The organism is Lacinutrix venerupis (genome assembly GCF_003663945.1).
GTDB lineage: Bacteria > Bacteroidota > Bacteroidia > Flavobacteriales > Flavobacteriaceae > Lacinutrix > Lacinutrix venerupis.
Genome location: NZ_RCCH01000003.1, coordinates 233,532 through 251,329 on the forward strand (window position 1 = coordinate 233,532; position 17,798 = coordinate 251,329).

The following is a 17,798-nucleotide window of genomic DNA, read 5'->3' on the forward strand; positions in this document are numbered from 1 at the left end:
ACAATTAAAAAAAGCTCCAAGAATATTCTTGGAGCTTTTTTATTATAAAATCTATAAGTGTTTAAAACTTATAACTATAACTTAAAGATAATTCTCTTCCAGGATTTCTTAAAGAAAAAATCTGATCTTCTGCACCAAAGGATTCGTAAAGGCTTTCTCTTTCGTCTCCTAAAATATTATTTACTTTAAAATCTATTGCAGACCTTCCATCTTTACCAAACGTTTTGTTTAATGTAAAGTTAAAGCTGTTAAAAGGTTTTGTGTAAACATCTGGTATATCTCCTGTACCAACAACTTCTAAAGTGCTTCCTTGAACATTGTAAAATAAGCCAGCTCTAAAACCTTTGTCGCTATTGTTATAATCTAATCCAGCGTTAATAAGGTATGGAGATTGACCTTGTAAATCACGAGTATCGTCTATAGTTTCTCCAGTTCTAGCATTACCAAGTCTACGGTTATATTCTTGCTCAGTCATTTGTGATTTAGAACTAATTACCGAAACATTTGCATTAAATTTAAAATTTTCGAAACCATTAGAAATGAATCCTAAATTCTGTCTAAATTCAATTTCACCACCAATAACTTCTGCATCACCTAAATTAGCAACAGTAAGTTGGCTTGGATCTTGTGGAAAGAAAGTTAATTCTATAGGATCTGTAAAGCTTTTGTAAAAACCACTAATCGCAAACATTTGACCTTTTTCTCTAAATAACTCATACCTAACATCAAAGTTGTTAATGTAAGTTGGTACAATAGGATCGAAAGTTTTGTTATCTAAACCACCAATAAAAAATCTATTAGTAATAGGATCAAAAATTTCTGCAGTAGATGCTTCTTTAAAAGAGGGTCTTGCAGTTGTACGTGAGTAAGATGTTCTTAAATTAGATTGCTCTGAAAGTGCATAAATTAAATTTGCAGATGGGAAAAAATCAAATTCATCTATAGTTTTTAAACCAGTTACAGCTTCCTCATCTACAATTCCAGTATAATATAAATTAAATTGCTCAGTTCTTAATCCTAAAATTACTTTAAGAGCTTCTGTAGCATTAAACTCATTAGAAATAAACATAGAGGCTACGTTATATTCTCCTTCATAAGAGTTTTTAGGTTGAAAAATATTATTAACATCTAAGTATGTTCCTTCTCCAGTAGATGGAGTCCAAATGTTCTCTTCGGTTAATAAAGTATTTACGTCTCCATTTTCTACAATAGGAGATGTTGTTTCAAATATATATTGATCTGAGTTAAAATCACGATATTTAAATGTGTAACCACCACCAAATTTTAATTTAGCTGGTTTACTAAACAGTTCGTATTTTTTCTCGGCTTTAGCATTTGCTACCCAACTTTCTTCAGAAAGGTTTCTCCAAATACGTGTAGGGTTACCAATAGCACTAGGATCTATTTGATATTGAATGTCTGCACCAACATCAACAATTCTTAATGGTGTTACTCTATGGTCTTTATCTTGTACAGATGTAAATGAAGGAGAAAATACCCAGTCCATATTCCATCCAGAATTAGCATCTAATATATGGTCTCCAACAAAAGAGAAATTAGTAATAGAGCGTTGTGTATATAATAGCTCATCTCCAGTACCTGTAATAAATGCTCCACCTGCATTATCCTCACTAACTTTTAAATCGTAAACACCAGCAGAAGATTCTCCATTTTGAATGTGTAAACCTGTTAACTTAAACTTAGAGTTTTGTGTTTTAAAAGTTAAACCTAAAAGTCCGTTCATTGTAACTTCGTTATGCCCAGAAGATCCCTTAACAGATCTATCTAAACCTAACTCGTTTACAGAAGGATCGAAACGGTTTTTAATGTAAGTACCGTCTTCTCTATCTTCGTAAAACGTAGTGTTGTTTTTGTAAGAAAAAGAGGCTTGGTATCCTAGTTTATTAGTGTCGCTAACCTCGTATTGGTTACCTAATGTAAAACCAAAATTATAATTTGGATTACTTGTTTCTGTATCTGCTCCTAATTGAGAGTCGAAACGTTTTGTAAGTGATGTTAACAAGATTTTGTTATCAAAAGTACCAGGAATAGGCTGGTATCTATTTATTTTACGGTTTCTTTTTCCGTTATCAAAACCTAAAAAGTCTGTTTTACTTCCTTCGTAAGTTAGATAATTGTCTTTTAGGTGCATATCTGGATTATATGCAGTTCCAACAGAAACAGAATATTCTGCTTTAGTAGGAAAATCTTTAGTAACTATATTTACAATACCACCAGTAAAATCTGCTGGATATTCTGCAGAAGCAGATTTTAATACAATAACATTATCAATAATATTTGTTGGAAAAATATCCATTGGTATTGTATTTCTATCTGGATCTAAACCAGGAATATCAACACCGTTTAATATAGATTTTGTATAACGGTCTCCTAATCCACGAACATAGACATATTTTCCTCCTTGTACAGAAACTCCAGGTACACTTTTAACAGCAGCTGCTATATCTCCAGCTCCAGTTTTTTTAATGCCTTGAGATGAAAGACCGTCTAACATAACAACAGATTTTTTTTGAAGACTTAAAACAGCCGCTTCTGTATTACGTTTTGAAGATGCAGTTAATACAACTTCTTCTAATGCGTTTTCAGAAGGATTTAATGTTACTTCTAAATCTGTAACGTTGTTACTAGTAACTTTTACATCAGTAATTTCTTGGGTTTGATAACCAACAAAAGAAAAAACTATAGTGTAGGTTCCAACTTCAAGATCTAGATTGTATTTACCATCAAAATCTGAAGTGGTTCCATTAGCAGTTCCTTTTACCAAAATATTTGCAAAAGGCAAAACATCATTAAATTCTCCATCCATTACTTTTCCAGCTACTTGTCCAGATTGAGAAAAAGCGACAGCTGTTATAAGAAATAAAAAAAGAGAAAGTATGTTTTTTATATTTTTCATTTTTGAAATATATTTTAAAAAAATACTGCTCATACCCATACTTAGTAGGTTATGAGCAGTATTTTTGATTATAGGTTTTTATTAGAATCCTAATCCACCTGCTGTATTAGCATAAGTCCAGCTAAGGTTAGCTGTGTTAGCTCCGGTAGTTTGAGAACCTTGAGCAACAGCTGTAGCTTCAGTTCCATATCCAGGAGTAGCTACAGATCCATTATTTACAAATATATCTCCAGCAGCATTAACACCTGTTGGTAATACCACTTGCCAGTTGCTAAACGATACTAAACCATTGTTGTAGTTAGTTGCTACACCATCGTTATCTAATTCAACATCTGCAGATGGTCCAAAACCATAAGCATAAACATTGTTTGTTGATGCTTGAGCATTACTTCTATAATCAGCATATTCAGATCCTACATCACCGTTACCAATCATTGTTAAGTTGTTTATTGTACAAGCTCCATTTAATGTTCCTTCAGGTCCATCAATTTCTAATCCATGATCAGAGTTAGCACCTAATACAACAACTGCGTTGTCAATAGTTCCAGAGTAAGCTTCATCAACATCAAGAGCATCATCTCCAACAGCCCAAACTAATAAGTTAGAAGCGTTTACTGTTCCTCCAAAAAATTCGATTCCGTCATCTTTATTTCCAATAACTTCTACATTGTCAATAGTTGTTCCAGATCCTACAGAACCAAGAGTTAAACCGTTGATTTCGTTTTCTGCTCCTAATAAAGAACCTCCATGACGGATAGAAACATATTTTAAAATTCCAGAGTTATCATCATCAACTGCAGGACTATCTCCAGGACCATATAATCCAAAAGAATCACTTGCAGGAATTCCTTCTATTTGTCTTTCTGTAACGTTACCAGCAAAAGAACCAGAAGCTCTACCTAATACAATAACACCTCCCCAAAGACCAATGTTATTTTCATTTAAATTAGTTCCAGAAGTAGAACCAATTTCAATATTATCTGATACTGAAGTGAAAATAATTGGTTGTGTAGCAGTACCTTCTGCAATAAGTTTTCCTCCTCTAGCAACAATTAAAGCAGAAGATAAAGATCCTGTACCAGCTGTTCCTTTAATTATTGTTCCAGGCTCTATAGTTAAAGTTACTCCTTCTTGTACAACAACTTTTCTATCTAATATATAGCAATTGTCTGCTGTCCAAGTTTCGTCTAAGGCAATTCCTCCTGTTTTTGTAATACAATCTGCATTACCTTCAGATCCAGAGTTGTTATTATTTATTATAGTTGTTTCTTCTACAATAATAGGCGTGTCGTCATCTTGAATACATCCAGTTAAGGCTAATGCGCTAATTGCTAAAGCAGATAATAATAGATTTTTCATTGTATTGTTTGTTTATAGTTTTAGTTTTTGATTTTCGATGCAAAGAAACAAACAACTTCAAAAGTTTAGGTTAAGAAAAGGTTACAGGTACATAATTAAAAGGTTAGATTAATGTTATATAAAGGTTACTAATTTTTTAAAGAGGAAACATTAAATTAACATGAGTTTGTATATCTTGCAGACACTTAATAATATATTATGAATTGGGAGCAATTACTTTCGTTAAAACGTTTTGGAGATACTAATAAAAGGTTGCGAAAAGAACAAGATGAGACACGCTTAGGTTTCGAAGTAGATTATGATCGTATTATCTTTTCGTCAGAATTTAGAAGCCTTCAAGATAAAACTCAAGTTATACCATTATCTAAAACCGATTTTGTTCACACACGTTTAACCCATAGCTTAGAGGTTAGTGTTGTTGGACGTTCTTTAGGAAGGCGTGTTGGACAAAAACTTTTAGAAAAACATCCACATTTACAAAATATTCATGGTTACCAAGCACATGATTTTGGAGCTATTGTTGCAGCAGCAGCTTTAGCACATGACATAGGAAATCCACCATTTGGTCACTCTGGAGAAAAAGCTATTGGAGAATTTTTTAGATCTGGAAAAGGAAAGATTCATAAAGAAAATTTAAACGAAAAAGAATATCAAGACTTGTGTGATTTTGAAGGAAATGCAAATGGTTTTAAAATTGTTACACAAAGTAGAGTTGGTAGAGAAGGAGGTTTAAGATTAAGTTATGCAACTTTGGGTGCTTTTACTAAATATCCAAAAGAATCACTTCCTAAAAAACCAAGCAAACATATTGCAGATAAAAAATATGGTTTTTTTCAAAATGAAAAAGAAGCTTTTTTAGACGTTGCAAAAGAGTTAGGTTTAGAAAAAAGAAGCGATACAAATATTAGTTTTGCGCGTCATCCTCTTGCTTTTTTGGTAGAAGCTGCCGATGATATTTGCTATACAATAATAGATTTTGAAGATGGTATTAATTTAGGTTTAATTCCAGAAGCATTCGCGTTAGAGTATTTAATAAATTTAGTTAGAGATAAAATTAAAACAGAAAAATACCATTCTCTATCTAATACTGAAGACCGTATAAGCTATTTAAGAGCATTAGCAATTGGAGCTTTAATAGACGAAGCTATTGAAATGTTCATGAAAAACGAAGAGGCAATATTAGCAGGAACTTTTAGCGAGGCATTATTAGATAAAAGTAAATACGAAGCACAAATTAATGATATAATAAAACTAAGTGTCGAAAAAATATACCAATCTACAGAAGTTGTAGATAAAGAAATTGCTGGTTATGGTGTGCTAAATACATTGTTAGAAACTTATACTGTTGCAGTAAATAATTGTTTTAATAACACAGCTTCAAACTACGATAAACTTATTTTAAAAGGGTTGCCAAAGACTATAAAAACAGATCATAAAAATTTATACGAGAGATTATTAAGTGTTTGTCATTATATATCTTTACTGAGTGATAGTCAGGCAATTATTCAATATAAAAAAATAAAAGGATTTAGTTTTTAGAAATTAAGAAATATACTATGAAAAAGAAAATTATTATTTTAACATCTTGCGTTTTAGTTTTAGTTGCATTTTTTACATTAAATAATGTTAAAAATCAAGATTATAAAGAAAACAATCTTGTTAAAAAAACTCACAAAAAAAATCTAGAAAACAGTCCTTTTAAAGTGGTAATGAAACTTACAAAACCTGAAAGAAAGGCAGCAGGATTACCGCCAAATAAATTTTATGAGCAAGAGTGGGAGCTAACAATGAATCCTATTTTAGGAAGGCCAACCTTTGAAAATTTAAAACAAATAAAAGAAAACCAAATTGCAAAAAGAGAAGCCTTTTTAGCTTCTGCTAGAGTTCCTGGTGATGCAATAGACAATAGTTGGATAGAAAGAGGTCCAAATAACGTTGGAGGAAGAACAAGAGCTATTATGTTTGATCCTAATGATACAACTAATGAAACACTTTTTGCGGGAGGTGTAAGCGGTGGTTTATGGAAAAATACTAAAATATCCGATCCAAATACAGCTTGGACAAGAGTGGATATTCCAGAAAATTTAGCAGTAAGCTGTATTACTTACGATCCTAACAATACAAATATTTTTTATGTTGGAACAGGAGAGTCTTATGTTGGAGGAGATGTTAATGGTGATGGTCTTTGGAAGTCTATAGATGGAGGCGATACTTGGGCAAAAGTTCTAGGTGGTATTTCTGGACCGAGTACACAAGAGGCAATTGTTAATAATATAACTATTAATGCACCAAGTGGAATAGCAGGCGATTATTTGTCTAATCCTACAAGTTTTTTTGGTCCAGAAATTACTTCTGTTATTTCTGCAGAGTTAATTTTAGCTAATGGAACAGTTCCTTTTACGGGTACTAATGGAGAAACTTCTACAAATGCTTTAGAAGGTTGTGGACCTTCAACCATTGACATGACTGGAAAAATAGCTTTAATACGTAGAGGTACTTGTACATTTATAGAAAAAGTAAAAGCAGCACAAAATGCTGGAGCTATAGGAGTAATTATAATGAATAATGTCGATGAACCATTAATAAACATGTCTGGAGATGATAATACTATAACAATTCCTGCGGTTATAATCTCTCAAACAGACGGAGATATTATTGAAGCTGCAGTTAATGCTGGTGTTGTTACAGGTTCTTTAAATCCACAAATGGGAGAGTTTAACGGTCTCTTGGTTCCTGGAATACAATTTATAAATGATGTTAAAGTTAGAGATAATGCTGGCGTTTCAGAAGTTTATGTCGCTGCTGGAGATAGTTTTTATGGAGAAGCTAACGTTCCAAATTATTTAACAGGTACAGAATTTGGCTTATATAAATCTGTAGATAATGGAATAAACTGGACAGAAATAGCTTTGCCTTTAACTGCAGAAGGGAATAAACATTGTCCTAATGATATAGAAATAGGAGCAGATAATAATGTATGGGTTTCAACAACAAATAGTACTGTTTTTAATAATGGTGGAGGAAAAATATTTCGTTCGGCAGATGGCTCAAGTTTTACATTAGAGAGAACAGTACCAAATGCTATTAGAACTCAAATAGCAGTATCTTCTACTAACTCAGAAAAAGTTTTTGTTTTAGCTCAAGGAAGCACTGATGCAAGTCCTGTAATTATGGAAAAAACTGAAAACGGTTTTTCTACAAGCTCAAATTTAACATTGCCTAATGATGCAGATACAGGAATAGACGCTAACGACTTTACTAGAAGTCAAGCCTTTTATAATTTAATGTTAGAAGTAGATCCTAATAATGATAATGTTATATTTACTGGAGGAATAGATTTGTTTAAATCGGCAAATGCAGGAATAAGCTGGGCACAAATATCTAAATGGTCTAATAATAATAATCTTTCAGCATTAAATATACCTCTTGTTCATGCCGATCAACACGCAATGTCTTTTGCAAATGGCTCATCATCTATAGTAGCTTTTGGTAATGATGGAGGTGTGTATTTTTCTTCAGATGCCGGTACAACATCCAGTTCTAGAAATAACGAATTTAATACAGCGCAATTCTATACCGTAGGAGTTGGACCAACTACAGCTTTTACTGGAGATTATTTTGCTGGAGGATTGCAGGATAATGGAACGCAATTATTTGCAAATGCAAACCCAAATCAACCAGATGCAGCAACCGAAATTTATGGAGGAGATGGAGCACATACGTTTTTCGATCAAGATGGAACAGATAGATACGTAATAAGAAACTTTGTATATAATATTGGTATTAATCTTTATAATTTAGATACAAATGCTAGCATAACCATTAATAGTGAAAATGAAAGTAATGGGTCTTTTGTAAACCCACAAGCTTTAGATTCCAATTTAGATATTTTATATTCTAATTATTCTGCAAATGGTAATAGTATAATAAGACGCTATTCTGGTATAAAATCTCAATCAACAGTTTCGGCAACAAACTTAACAAATGCAGAAATGGATTCTGCGCCAACAGCTTTAACGGTTTCTCCTTATACAACAGATTCGTCAACACTTTTAGTTGGAACAATTTTAGGCGATGTATTTAAAATAGAAAATGCAAATGAATCTAACCCAGTTTTCACCGAAATAGAATTAAACAATGTAATAGTGGGTAGTATTTCAGACATAGAATTTGGTCAATCTGAAAACGAAATTTTTGTAACTGTACATAATTATGGTGTGCAAAGTATTTGGTATACAAATAATGGAGGAGCTTCATGGCAAGCAAAAGAAGGAGATTTGCCAGATATGCCGGTTAAAACAATTCTTCAAAATCCATTAAGTTTAAACGAAGTAATTATTGGAACAGAATTAGGCGTTTGGTTTACAAATAATTTCTCTGATGCTAATCCAACATGGAGTCAGGCTTTTAATGGCATGTCTAATGTAAAAGTTTTAGATTTAGATTTAAGAGATGACAATATGGTATTTGCGGCAACTTATGGTAGAGGAGTTTTTTCTGGACAATTTACATTAGATGCTAATGGAGACGAGGATGGTGATGGTGTGTTAAATGGTGTAGATAATTGTTTAAATACAGCAAATGCAGATCAGTTAGATACAGATGGAAATGGAATCGGTGATGCATGTCAAGATACAGATCAAGATGGAGTTATAGATATTAACGATAATTGTCCAACAATTGCTAATCCAGACCAAGCAGACACAGATGGAGATGGTGTTGGTGATGCATGTCAAGACACAGATAACGATACTATTTTTGACGATGTTGATAACTGCGTAAACATTCCTAATACAAATCAAACCGATACAAATGGTAACGGAATAGGAGATGTATGTGATACTAGTTACACAAACCCAGATAATATTTCTTTAGAAATAATATCAGAAACATGTGTTGGTGAAAACAATGGTAAAGTTGTAGTTAATGTAAACGAAACTTATGTTAGTTATATTGCAACTTTAGTTGGTAATGGATTAAGTCTAACACAATCTTTTACTGCTAATAGTTATACTTTTTCAGAGCTTCCAGTAGGAACTTATTCTGTTTGTGTTTCTGTAGATGAGGTAGGTGTTGATTACGAACAGTGTTTTGAAATTAATATTGAGGCAGCAGAGGTTATTGAATTAGAAATAGTAAATAATACGTTAGATTCTAATGTTATAAATGTAGATGTAAGTAGAGGTACAGCACCATACACAGTATTGTTTAAAAACGAAGTTATTAAAATAACAAGTAATCCAATATTCGATATCGAGATATTAGGAACTGGAGACTTAGAAATTAAAACGGCTAAAGCTTGTGAAGGGACATTTAAAACAAAAATAGAGCATGTTTTAGATATTGTTGCTAGCCCAAATCCTGTAATTAATGATCTTAAAATAACATTACCAAATACTATAAATCAATCAGAAATTAATGTTCAGGTTTTTAATGTAAACGGTAAGTTGGTTTTAAATAATAGCTATAAAATTAATAAATCTAATTTCATAGAGATTCCTTTTGCTAACTTAAATTCAGGAATGTATTTTATTAATCTGAATTTAGAAACTAAAGAAGTTATTAAAATAATTAAAAAATAAAGGATATGATTAAGAAAATAAAATTATTACCGATTGTACTTTTTGTTATAATTACATCTTGTAGTAGTAGCGATGATGGCGCTGGTGTTGTATTGCCAACACCAATTCCTAATACAGCTCCTACAGCAGTAAATACTCTAAATTATCCTACGGCAGATTTACTTTGTATAGACAGCAATGTTAATTTTCAATGGGCTGCAGCAACAGATGCCGACGGAGATACTATAAATTATAGATTAACTATAGCATTAGATAGAAATCAAACAAATATTGTAGAGCAATTAACAACGACTAGTACAAATCAAACTGTATCATTACAGCCAGGTATTGCTTATTATTGGAATGTAATAGCTTTTGATAATCAAGATGAAGCTACGGCATCTCCTACTTATGCTTTTTATACAGAAAGTGAAGGGCAGTCTAATTATGCTCCATTTGCAGCTTCTTTAAATGCTCCAGAGTTGGAAGCCTCTATAGACGCTGGAACCGTTACTTTAGATTGGACTGGAAGTGATGTTGATACTACCGATACGTTAACGTACGATTTATATTTTGGAGAAACAACAAATCCATCTATAACACAAACAGATGTGTCAACTTCTACATTTAATGTTACAACCGTAGCAGCTACTACTTACTTTTGGAGAGTAGATACTAAAGATGGAAATGGTGTAAAAACAATAGGTCAAGAATGGTCTTTTAGTACAAATTAAAAGACTATATAAATTAAAAATATTTGGCAGGCTATAATTTTTAGCCTGCCATTTTTTTAAAAAAAACACTTAAGCTTTTAGGATCTAATTCTATAGATTTTTGTAACTCTAAAATTGTACCATGTTCTATAAAATTATCTGGAACTCCTTTAACATATACCTTATTATCGTAATTTTCTTCTGAAGCGAATTCTAAAATAGAACTTCCAAATCCTCCTTTTATACAGCCGTCTTCAATGGTAATAATAGTATTATATTTTTTAAATATAGAATGAAGTAAGTTTTTATCTAAAGGCTTAACAAAACGCATATCATAGTGAGAAAAAGACGAGCTGTTTTCTAATAATTCTAGTGCTTTAGTTATATTATTAGCAATACTTCCAATAGAAAGGATAGCTGTTTTAGTTCCTAATTTAATACAGGTGCCTTTACCAATATTAATTTTAGTAAATGGTTGTTTCCAATCAATAATACTGCCGCGACCTCTAGGATAACGAATAGCAATAGGATGCTGTAACCCTAACTGTGCCGTGTACATAATGTTTCGTAATTCTATTTCATTTCTAGGCGCAAAAATGTGAAGATTTGGAATACATCTTAAATAAGCTAAATCAAAAACACCATGATGTGTTGCTCCATCCTCGCCAACTAAACCAGCCCGATCTAAACAAAAAACTACAGGTAAATTTTGTATTGCAACATCATGAATGACTTGATCGTAAGCACGTTGTAAAAAAGTTGAATATACATTACAAAACGGAATCAAATTTTGTGTAGCCATTCCAGCAGCAAGTGTAACAGCATGTTGTTCTGCAATACCAACATCAAAAGCACGCTCTGGAATTTCATCCATCATAAATTTTAAAGAACTACCAGTGGGCATTGCAGGTGTTATACCTACAATTTTATTATTTTGCTTAGCTAATTCTACAATAGTCTGCCCAAAAACGTCTTGAAATTTAGGAGGTTGTACAGTTATTTCTTTGCTATATAAATCACCTGTTTTAGCATCAAATCTTCCGGGAGCATGATATACAACTTGATTTTCTTCAGCTTGCCTTAAACCTTTACCTTTAGTGGTTATAACATGTAAAAATTTTGGGCCTTTTATAGTTTTTAGACGTTCAAGTTCAGAAATTAAAAGAGATAAGTTGTGCCCATCAATGGGACCAGAATAATTAAAATTTAAAGCTTCAAAAATGTTATCTTGTTTTTGAGTGCCTTTTTTAACATTTGTTAAATATTGCTTAAGTGCTCCAACACTTGGGTCAATACCTATGGCATTATCATTTAGTATAACTAATAAATTACAATCTGTAACACCAGCATGATTTAAGCCTTCAAAAGCCATGCCGCTAGCAATAGATGCATCTCCAATAATAGCAATATGTTGCTTCTTTAAATCGCCTTTTAGTTTAGAGGCAATAGCCATACCTAAAGCTGCAGAAATAGAAGTAGAAGAGTGGCCTACGCCAAAACTATCAAACACACTTTCGGTACGCTTAGGAAAACCACTAATGCCATTTTTTTGTCTATTAGTATGAAACTGGTTTTTTCTGCCAGTTAAAATTTTATGTCCATATGCTTGGTGCCCTACATCCCAAATTAATTCATCTTTAGGAGTGTTAAATACATAATGCAAGGCAATAGTTAACTCTACAACACCTAAACTAGCACCTAAGTGGCCAGCTTTAGCAGCAACTGCTTCGATAATGAATTCCCGAAGTTCTAAAGTTAAAATACTTAGTTCTTTTTGGTTTAACTTCTTTAAAGAAGCTATAGAATTAATAGTATTTAAAAGTTGATTTTGCATTTGTTGTGTAAAAAGAGTGTAAAATTATTAAAAAGACCTATTAAAACTGTATAAATTAACAATAAAACACTAGTATTAATGTAATAATTGTAAGCTACTTGTTATATTTGCGACCTCCCTATAAGATATCTATAAATTATACAATATTATGAAGAAAAATTACATTGCAGGAATACTAACAATTGTATTTTTATTTACAATTCAATTAGTACAGGCACAAAACACTTTAAATAATAACCAGTTTGGATCACTTATTCAAAATTGGTTAAACCAAAATAAAGAAAAATATAATTTAGTTGAAAGTGATTTGTCAAGTCTGATAGTAAATGATAGTTATTTTTCAGAAAAAACTAAAATTAATCACATTTATATTAATCAGGCATATCAAGGTGTAAAAATTCATAATGCAATTTCAAATGTTGCAATAAAAGATAATTATGTTTTTCATTATACTAATGGATTAATTAATAATATTTCTTCTAAAGTTAATACTCTAGTTCCAGTTGTAAATGCAGAATCAGCAATAAATATAGTTGTCGATTTTTATAACTTAGGTACTGTTTCTAATTTAACTTTAATTAGTAATAGAGATAATAATTATATTTTTAATAATGGCAATATTTCTCAAACAGATATTCCAGTATCATTGGTTTTCCAAAAAACTAATGATAATTCTATAAAACTTGCTTGGGATTTAAGTATTCATGCATTAAACGGTAATAACTGGTATAGTGTAAGGGTAGATGCTGTAACAGGTGAAGTTTTAGATACTAACGATTGGATTGTAAAATGTAATTTTGAAGATGAAAATCACAAAAACCATTTACATACAACTAATAATAACCATGCTTTAAATTTATTTAAATCTTCGGCTACGATAATGGCAGATGGTTCTAGTTATAATGTTTTTCCTATACCTGTTGAGAGTCCAAATCACGGATCAATTCAATTAATTACAGATCCTGCAGATGATGTAGCTTCTCCTTTTGGGTGGCATGATACAGATGGCGCTTCTGGAGCAGAGTTTACTACAACAAGAGGTAATAATGTTTGGGCGCAAGAAGATATTTCTGGGAACAATAATAATTTAGGCGCTTCACCAAATGGGACAGCTACTTTAACGTTTAATTTTCCTTTTAATAGTAATCAAGACCCGAGTGGATATATAGATACATCTATTACTAATTTATTCTATATGAATAATTATATGCATGATGTGTGGTACCAATATGGTTTTAACGAAGTTTCAGGTAATTTTCAAGAAAACAACTATGGAAATGGTGGTTTTGATGGAGATAGTGTAAATGCAGATGCACATGACGGTAGTGGTATAAATAATGCCACTTTTGGTACTCCACCAGATGGTTCTAACCCAAGCATGACTATGTTTTTATGGTCTGCATCTGGAGCAGCTACAGGATTTCCATTAACAGTTAATAATGGAACATTAGCAGGAGGTTATAATTGTGGTACAGCTAGTTTTGGAGCACCTTTGCCTCCAGCACCACTTACAGCAGATGTAGCTTTAGTAGTAGATAATAATTTTGGGCAACCAGCTTCAACAGATGTTAATGATGCTTGTAACACAATTATTAATGGAGCAGCAATTAATGGAAAAATTGCTATTGTAAGAAGAGGAGTGTGTGAGTTTGCAAGTAAAGTTTTAGCAGCAGAAAACGAAGGAGCAGTAGGTGTTATAGTAGTAAATAATGTTTCAGATCCTTTATTAACTAATATGGCAGACGGAGCAGTAGGAAATCAAGTAACTATTCCTTCGGTTTTAGTTAGTCAAGCAGAAGGAGAAGCAATTATTGCAGCACTTTTAAATGGAGAAACAATTAACGCATCTTTAGTTTCAGTTGGTCCATACCAAAAAGATGGTAGTTTAGATAATGGTATTGTTGCTCATGAATATGGTCATGGGATTTCAACAAGATTATCTGGCGGACCTTCTAATTCTAGTTGCTTAACTAATCCAGAACAAATGGGAGAAGGTTGGTCAGATTGGTTTGCTTTAATGTTAACAATGAAAGCTATAGACTTGCCAGAAACTGGTAGAGGTATTGCAACTTATGCAGTTGGTCAAGCGGTTGATGGTAATGGTATTAGACCAGCACAATATAGTACAGATTTTGCAGTAAATAATTATACGTATAATGCTACAAACGATAATACTTTTTTAGGTAACGATCAAAATGGAAATCCAGTTTATTGGAATAGAGTTGTCCATAATATTGGTTTTGTTTGGGGAACAGTTTTATGGGATTTAAATTGGGCTTACCAAAATAAATATGGTTTTGATGCAGATTTTTATAATGGTACTGGAGGTAATAATAAAGTTATGCAACTAGTTATAGACGGATTAAAATTACAAACTTGTAATCCAGGAATGGTAGATGGAAGAGATGCATTACTTGCTGCAGATATGGCTTTAACAGGAGGAGAAGACCAATGTTTAATTTGGGAGGTTTTTGCAGCAAGAGGATTAGGATTTAATGCATCGCAAGGTACTTCAAGTAATATGGAAGATCAAGTAGAAGATTTTACTATGCCACCTTCTACAGACCCATCTTTACAGAACTGTACAAGCTTAAGTGTTGATGAATTTAATATGAGTAGTCAATATTCTATATACCCAAATCCTGCAAATAATGTAGTTAATATTAAGGTTAAAAAGAATTTTGGAGAGGTAACAATGACATTAACAGATATTAATGGAAGAGTGGTGTTAACTAAAAACACTAATTTATCTAGTGAATCTCAGTTAAATATTAGTTCATTACAATCTGGAATGTATATTTTAACTATTAAAGGAGAAGGTATTAATACGAATGATAAGATTCTTAAAAATTAGAAATAATTTTTAAATAAATACTCAAAAGGCAATCGTTTTTACGGTTGCCTTTTTTATTTTTATAATATGATAAAACCATACGACGATAAGTATTTTATGCAAAAAGCATTACAAGAAGCCGAGGAAGCTTTTGCAAAAGGCGAAATTCCTGTTGGTGCTGTAATAGTTATAGATGATAAAATAATTGCCAGAGCGCATAATTTAACCGAGCTTTTAAACGACGTAACTGCTCATGCCGAAATGCAAGCAATAACTGCAGCGGCTAATTTTTTAGGAGGTAAATATTTACAAAATTGTACATTGTATGTTACTTTAGAGCCTTGCCAAATGTGTGCAGGAGCTTTATATTGGAGTCAAATATCTAAAATAGTTTATGGCGCTAGAGATGAAGAAAGAGGTTGTATAAATTTACAAACTAAGCTGCACCCTAAAACAAAGTTAGAAGGTGGAATATTAGCCGAAGAAGCATCTAGCTTAATGAAACGCTTTTTTATAGAAAAACGAAATTTAAATTAACGTCGTTTGTCGCCTTCACGCTTACGCATTTTGTCTAAATTCTCTTTGTTAAGCATATAATCTTTAGGATTTTTATCTTTCCACCTATACCAAGAAAATAGCGGTATAACAATAAAAAAGAAGCCTAAAACACCATAGCCTATAAGTTTTTTAGAGTACGCTAAATCAAAAGCAAAACCACAAATTACACTAATAAGAGTGATGATAAAGAAAAACCAAATTATATATTTCATAAATGCAAAATTACAATTTAATATTAAGAAGAAACATTAATTAATTGTCTTCTGTAGGCAGTTAATAATTTAGATTTTGATACAAAACCTATATATTTTTCATCTTTAATAACTGGTAAATTCCATGCGCCAGAGTCTTGAAATTTTTGCATAACAGCCTGCATAGAATCTTTACCATAATCTATTTTATCTGGCGGATTATGCATTAAAGATTCAACTAAAGTACACTCGTATAAAGTTTGGTCAAACATTATATCGCGAACATCATCCAGTAAAATTATACCAGATAAGTTTCCGTTTTCCGAAACAACAGGAAATAAATTTCGTGTTGATTTTGCAACACCTTCGTGCAGCATTTCTCCTAAAGTCATTTTAGGATTTAATAGAGCAAAGTCACTCTCAATTATAGAGTCTAAAGTCATTAATGTTAATACATTTTGATCTTTATTATGCGTTAAAAGTTGTCCTTTTTCTGCAAGTTCTCTTGTGTAAATAGTATAATCTATAGTGCTTTTTTTTATGCTAAAAGATATGCCAACCGCAATCATTAAGGGTATAAATAACTCATATCCACCAGTAATTTCAGCAATTAAAAATATAGCAGTTAAAGGAGCATGTAAAACACCTGCAATTAAACCAGCCATACCAATTAATGTAAAATTTGTTTCGCTAACATTAAAACCTAAACCAATATTGTTTATCACTTTTGCAACAGCATTACCAAGAGCACTACCCATAACCATTGTAGGAATAAATATACCACCAACACCACCAGCAGCAAATGTTGTAGTCATGGCAACCGCTTTAAAAATAGTAATACCAATAAGTAGTGCTATTACTACCCATATATTTTGATTAAAAGCATCAAAAGGTGTTTTTCCTAAAGCTAGAATGTGGTTTCCTGCAAGTAAATTGTTTATAAATCCAAATCCTTCACCGTATAAAGGCGGAATGAAATACAGCATAATACCAATGGCTAAACCGCCAATAATTAGTTTTTGAAATGCTGTTTTAAAGCGTTCGAAAAATTTTAAAATTGCAAAATACATTTTTGTAAAATATACAGATGCAAAGCCAGTTCCAATTCCTAAAACGGCATAAAAAAGGATATCATTTATTTGGAATTTATCTGAAAAATTAAAATTAAAAAGTAAATCGTCTCCTAAAAAAAAGTATGATGTAATTACAGAAGAAACCGATGCTATTAGTAATGGTAGTAAAGAAGCAAAAGTTAAATCTAAAGCAAAAACTTCTACCGCAAAAATTATGGCTGCAATTGGCGATTTAAAAATAGAAGATATTGCTCCTGCCGCGGCGCAACCAATTAATAAAGTTCTAGTTTTCCTATTAATATGAAATAACCTGCCTAAATTAGAACTTATAGCAGATCCTGAGGAAACTGCTGGACCAAGTAATCCTACAGATCCACCAAAACCAACCGTTAAAGGAGCAGCAATTAATGGAAAATATATTTTGGAACGTTTTAAAAATCCGCTTTTACGTGTAAGTGAAAATAATACCGAAGGAATAGCGTGTTCAATAGGTTTTTTACTAATATATTTTACAAATAAATACACTAATAATAAGCCTATAACAGGTAAAATAAAATATAACTGATTTTGAGAAAATACAATGCCTTTTGCTAAAAGAGCTTCAATTGTAAATGTTATGTTTTTAAGAGTTACTGCTGCTAATCCAGCTAGTAAACCAACTAAAGCACTTAAAATAAAAGTAAAGTTTTTCTCGGAAATATTTTTATATCTCCAAATAAGAAAACGTTTTAAAAGTGTTTTTTTAGGCATCAATTAAAT

General features: G+C 31.9%; 10 protein-coding genes. 5 read left to right on the forward strand and 5 right to left on the reverse strand.

Going from position 1 to position 17,798, the window contains the following annotated elements:
* Positions 1-61: 61 nt before the first annotated feature.
* Together CLV86_RS05810 and CLV86_RS05815 are read right to left on the reverse strand one after the other, a co-directional pair.
* Positions 62-2,917 carry a TonB-dependent receptor gene (locus CLV86_RS05810; protein WP_121050696.1) on the reverse strand — a complete coding sequence of 952 codons (2,856 nt, stop codon included), beginning with the start codon at positions 2,915-2,917 and terminating at the stop codon, positions 62-64.
* An 81-nt stretch (positions 2,918-2,998) separates the two neighbouring features.
* Positions 2,999-4,276 carry a hypothetical protein gene (locus tag CLV86_RS05815; protein ID WP_121050699.1) on the reverse strand — a complete coding sequence of 426 codons (1,278 nt, stop codon included), beginning with the start codon at positions 4,274-4,276 and terminating at the stop codon, positions 2,999-3,001.
* Positions 4,277-4,474: 198 nt separating this feature from the next.
* Between CLV86_RS05815 and CLV86_RS05820 the strand changes: the two genes are divergently transcribed.
* Genes CLV86_RS05820 through CLV86_RS05830 form a run of 3 tightly spaced genes read left to right on the forward strand, consistent with a single transcriptional unit; the run spans position 4,475 to position 10,571 of the window.
* On the forward strand, positions 4,475-5,815 hold the full coding sequence (locus CLV86_RS05820; protein WP_121050702.1) for a deoxyguanosinetriphosphate triphosphohydrolase: 1,341 nt from the start codon (positions 4,475-4,477) through the stop codon (positions 5,813-5,815).
* A gap of 17 nt (positions 5,816-5,832) precedes the next feature.
* On the forward strand, positions 5,833-9,858 hold the full coding sequence (locus CLV86_RS05825; protein WP_121050706.1) for a thrombospondin type 3 repeat-containing protein: 4,026 nt from the start codon (positions 5,833-5,835) through the stop codon (positions 9,856-9,858).
* A gap of 5 nt (positions 9,859-9,863) precedes the next feature.
* Entirely contained in the window at positions 9,864-10,571 is a 708-nt protein-coding gene (locus CLV86_RS05830; protein ID WP_121050709.1) for a hypothetical protein, read from the forward strand.
* Between the two features lie 40 nt (positions 10,572-10,611).
* Here the strand turns inward: CLV86_RS05830 and CLV86_RS05835 are convergent, their stop codons facing one another.
* A complete protein-coding gene (locus CLV86_RS05835; RefSeq protein WP_121050712.1) occupies positions 10,612-12,384 on the reverse strand; it encodes a 1-deoxy-D-xylulose-5-phosphate synthase in 1,773 nt (590 codons plus the stop codon).
* A 148-nt stretch (positions 12,385-12,532) separates the two neighbouring features.
* On the opposite strand from CLV86_RS05835, the gene CLV86_RS05840 reads away from it, so the two are divergent.
* Positions 12,533-15,238 carry a T9SS-dependent M36 family metallopeptidase gene (locus CLV86_RS05840; protein ID WP_121050716.1) on the forward strand — a complete coding sequence of 902 codons (2,706 nt, stop codon included), beginning with the start codon at positions 12,533-12,535 and terminating at the stop codon, positions 15,236-15,238.
* Between the two features lie 66 nt (positions 15,239-15,304).
* The gene (locus CLV86_RS05845) at positions 15,305-15,754 is read left to right on the forward strand and encodes a nucleoside deaminase (RefSeq protein WP_121050719.1); all 450 of its coding nucleotides are present in this window, start codon (positions 15,305-15,307) and stop codon (positions 15,752-15,754) included.
* Here CLV86_RS05845 and CLV86_RS05850 read toward each other — a convergent pair.
* Positions 15,751-15,987, reverse strand: coding sequence for a hypothetical protein (locus tag CLV86_RS05850; protein WP_121050722.1), 237 nt, complete (start codon positions 15,985-15,987; stop codon positions 15,751-15,753). The two genes, CLV86_RS05845 and CLV86_RS05850, sit on opposite strands and share 4 nt — an antisense overlap.
* Before the next feature lie 23 nt (positions 15,988-16,010).
* Complete coding sequence (locus CLV86_RS05855; protein ID WP_121050726.1) at positions 16,011-17,789, reverse strand: chloride channel protein; 1,779 nt, start codon at positions 17,787-17,789, stop codon at positions 16,011-16,013.
* Between the last annotated feature and the right edge of the window lie 9 nt (positions 17,790-17,798).

What these genes read in the sequence shown, in the direction of transcription:
- CLV86_RS05810 (WP_121050696.1), bottom strand. Translation starts at nt 2,917, where the DNA reads ATGAAAAATATAAAAAACATACTTTCTCTTTTTTTATTTCTTATAACA.
- CLV86_RS05815 (WP_121050699.1), bottom strand. Translation starts at nt 4,276, where the DNA reads ATGAAAAATCTATTATTATCTGCTTTAGCAATTAGCGCATTAGCCTTA.
- CLV86_RS05820 (WP_121050702.1), top strand. Translation starts at nt 4,475, where the DNA reads ATGAATTGGGAGCAATTACTTTCGTTAAAACGTTTTGGAGATACTAAT.
- CLV86_RS05825 (WP_121050706.1), top strand. Translation starts at nt 5,833, where the DNA reads ATGAAAAAGAAAATTATTATTTTAACATCTTGCGTTTTAGTTTTAGTT.
- CLV86_RS05830 (WP_121050709.1), top strand. Translation starts at nt 9,864, where the DNA reads ATGATTAAGAAAATAAAATTATTACCGATTGTACTTTTTGTTATAATT.
- CLV86_RS05835 (WP_121050712.1), bottom strand. Translation starts at nt 12,384, where the DNA reads ATGCAAAATCAACTTTTAAATACTATTAATTCTATAGCTTCTTTAAAG.
- CLV86_RS05840 (WP_121050716.1), top strand. Translation starts at nt 12,533, where the DNA reads ATGAAGAAAAATTACATTGCAGGAATACTAACAATTGTATTTTTATTT.
- CLV86_RS05845 (WP_121050719.1), top strand. Translation starts at nt 15,305, where the DNA reads ATGATAAAACCATACGACGATAAGTATTTTATGCAAAAAGCATTACAA.
- CLV86_RS05850 (WP_121050722.1), bottom strand. Translation starts at nt 15,987, where the DNA reads ATGAAATATATAATTTGGTTTTTCTTTATCATCACTCTTATTAGTGTA.
- CLV86_RS05855 (WP_121050726.1), bottom strand. Translation starts at nt 17,789, where the DNA reads ATGCCTAAAAAAACACTTTTAAAACGTTTTCTTATTTGGAGATATAAA.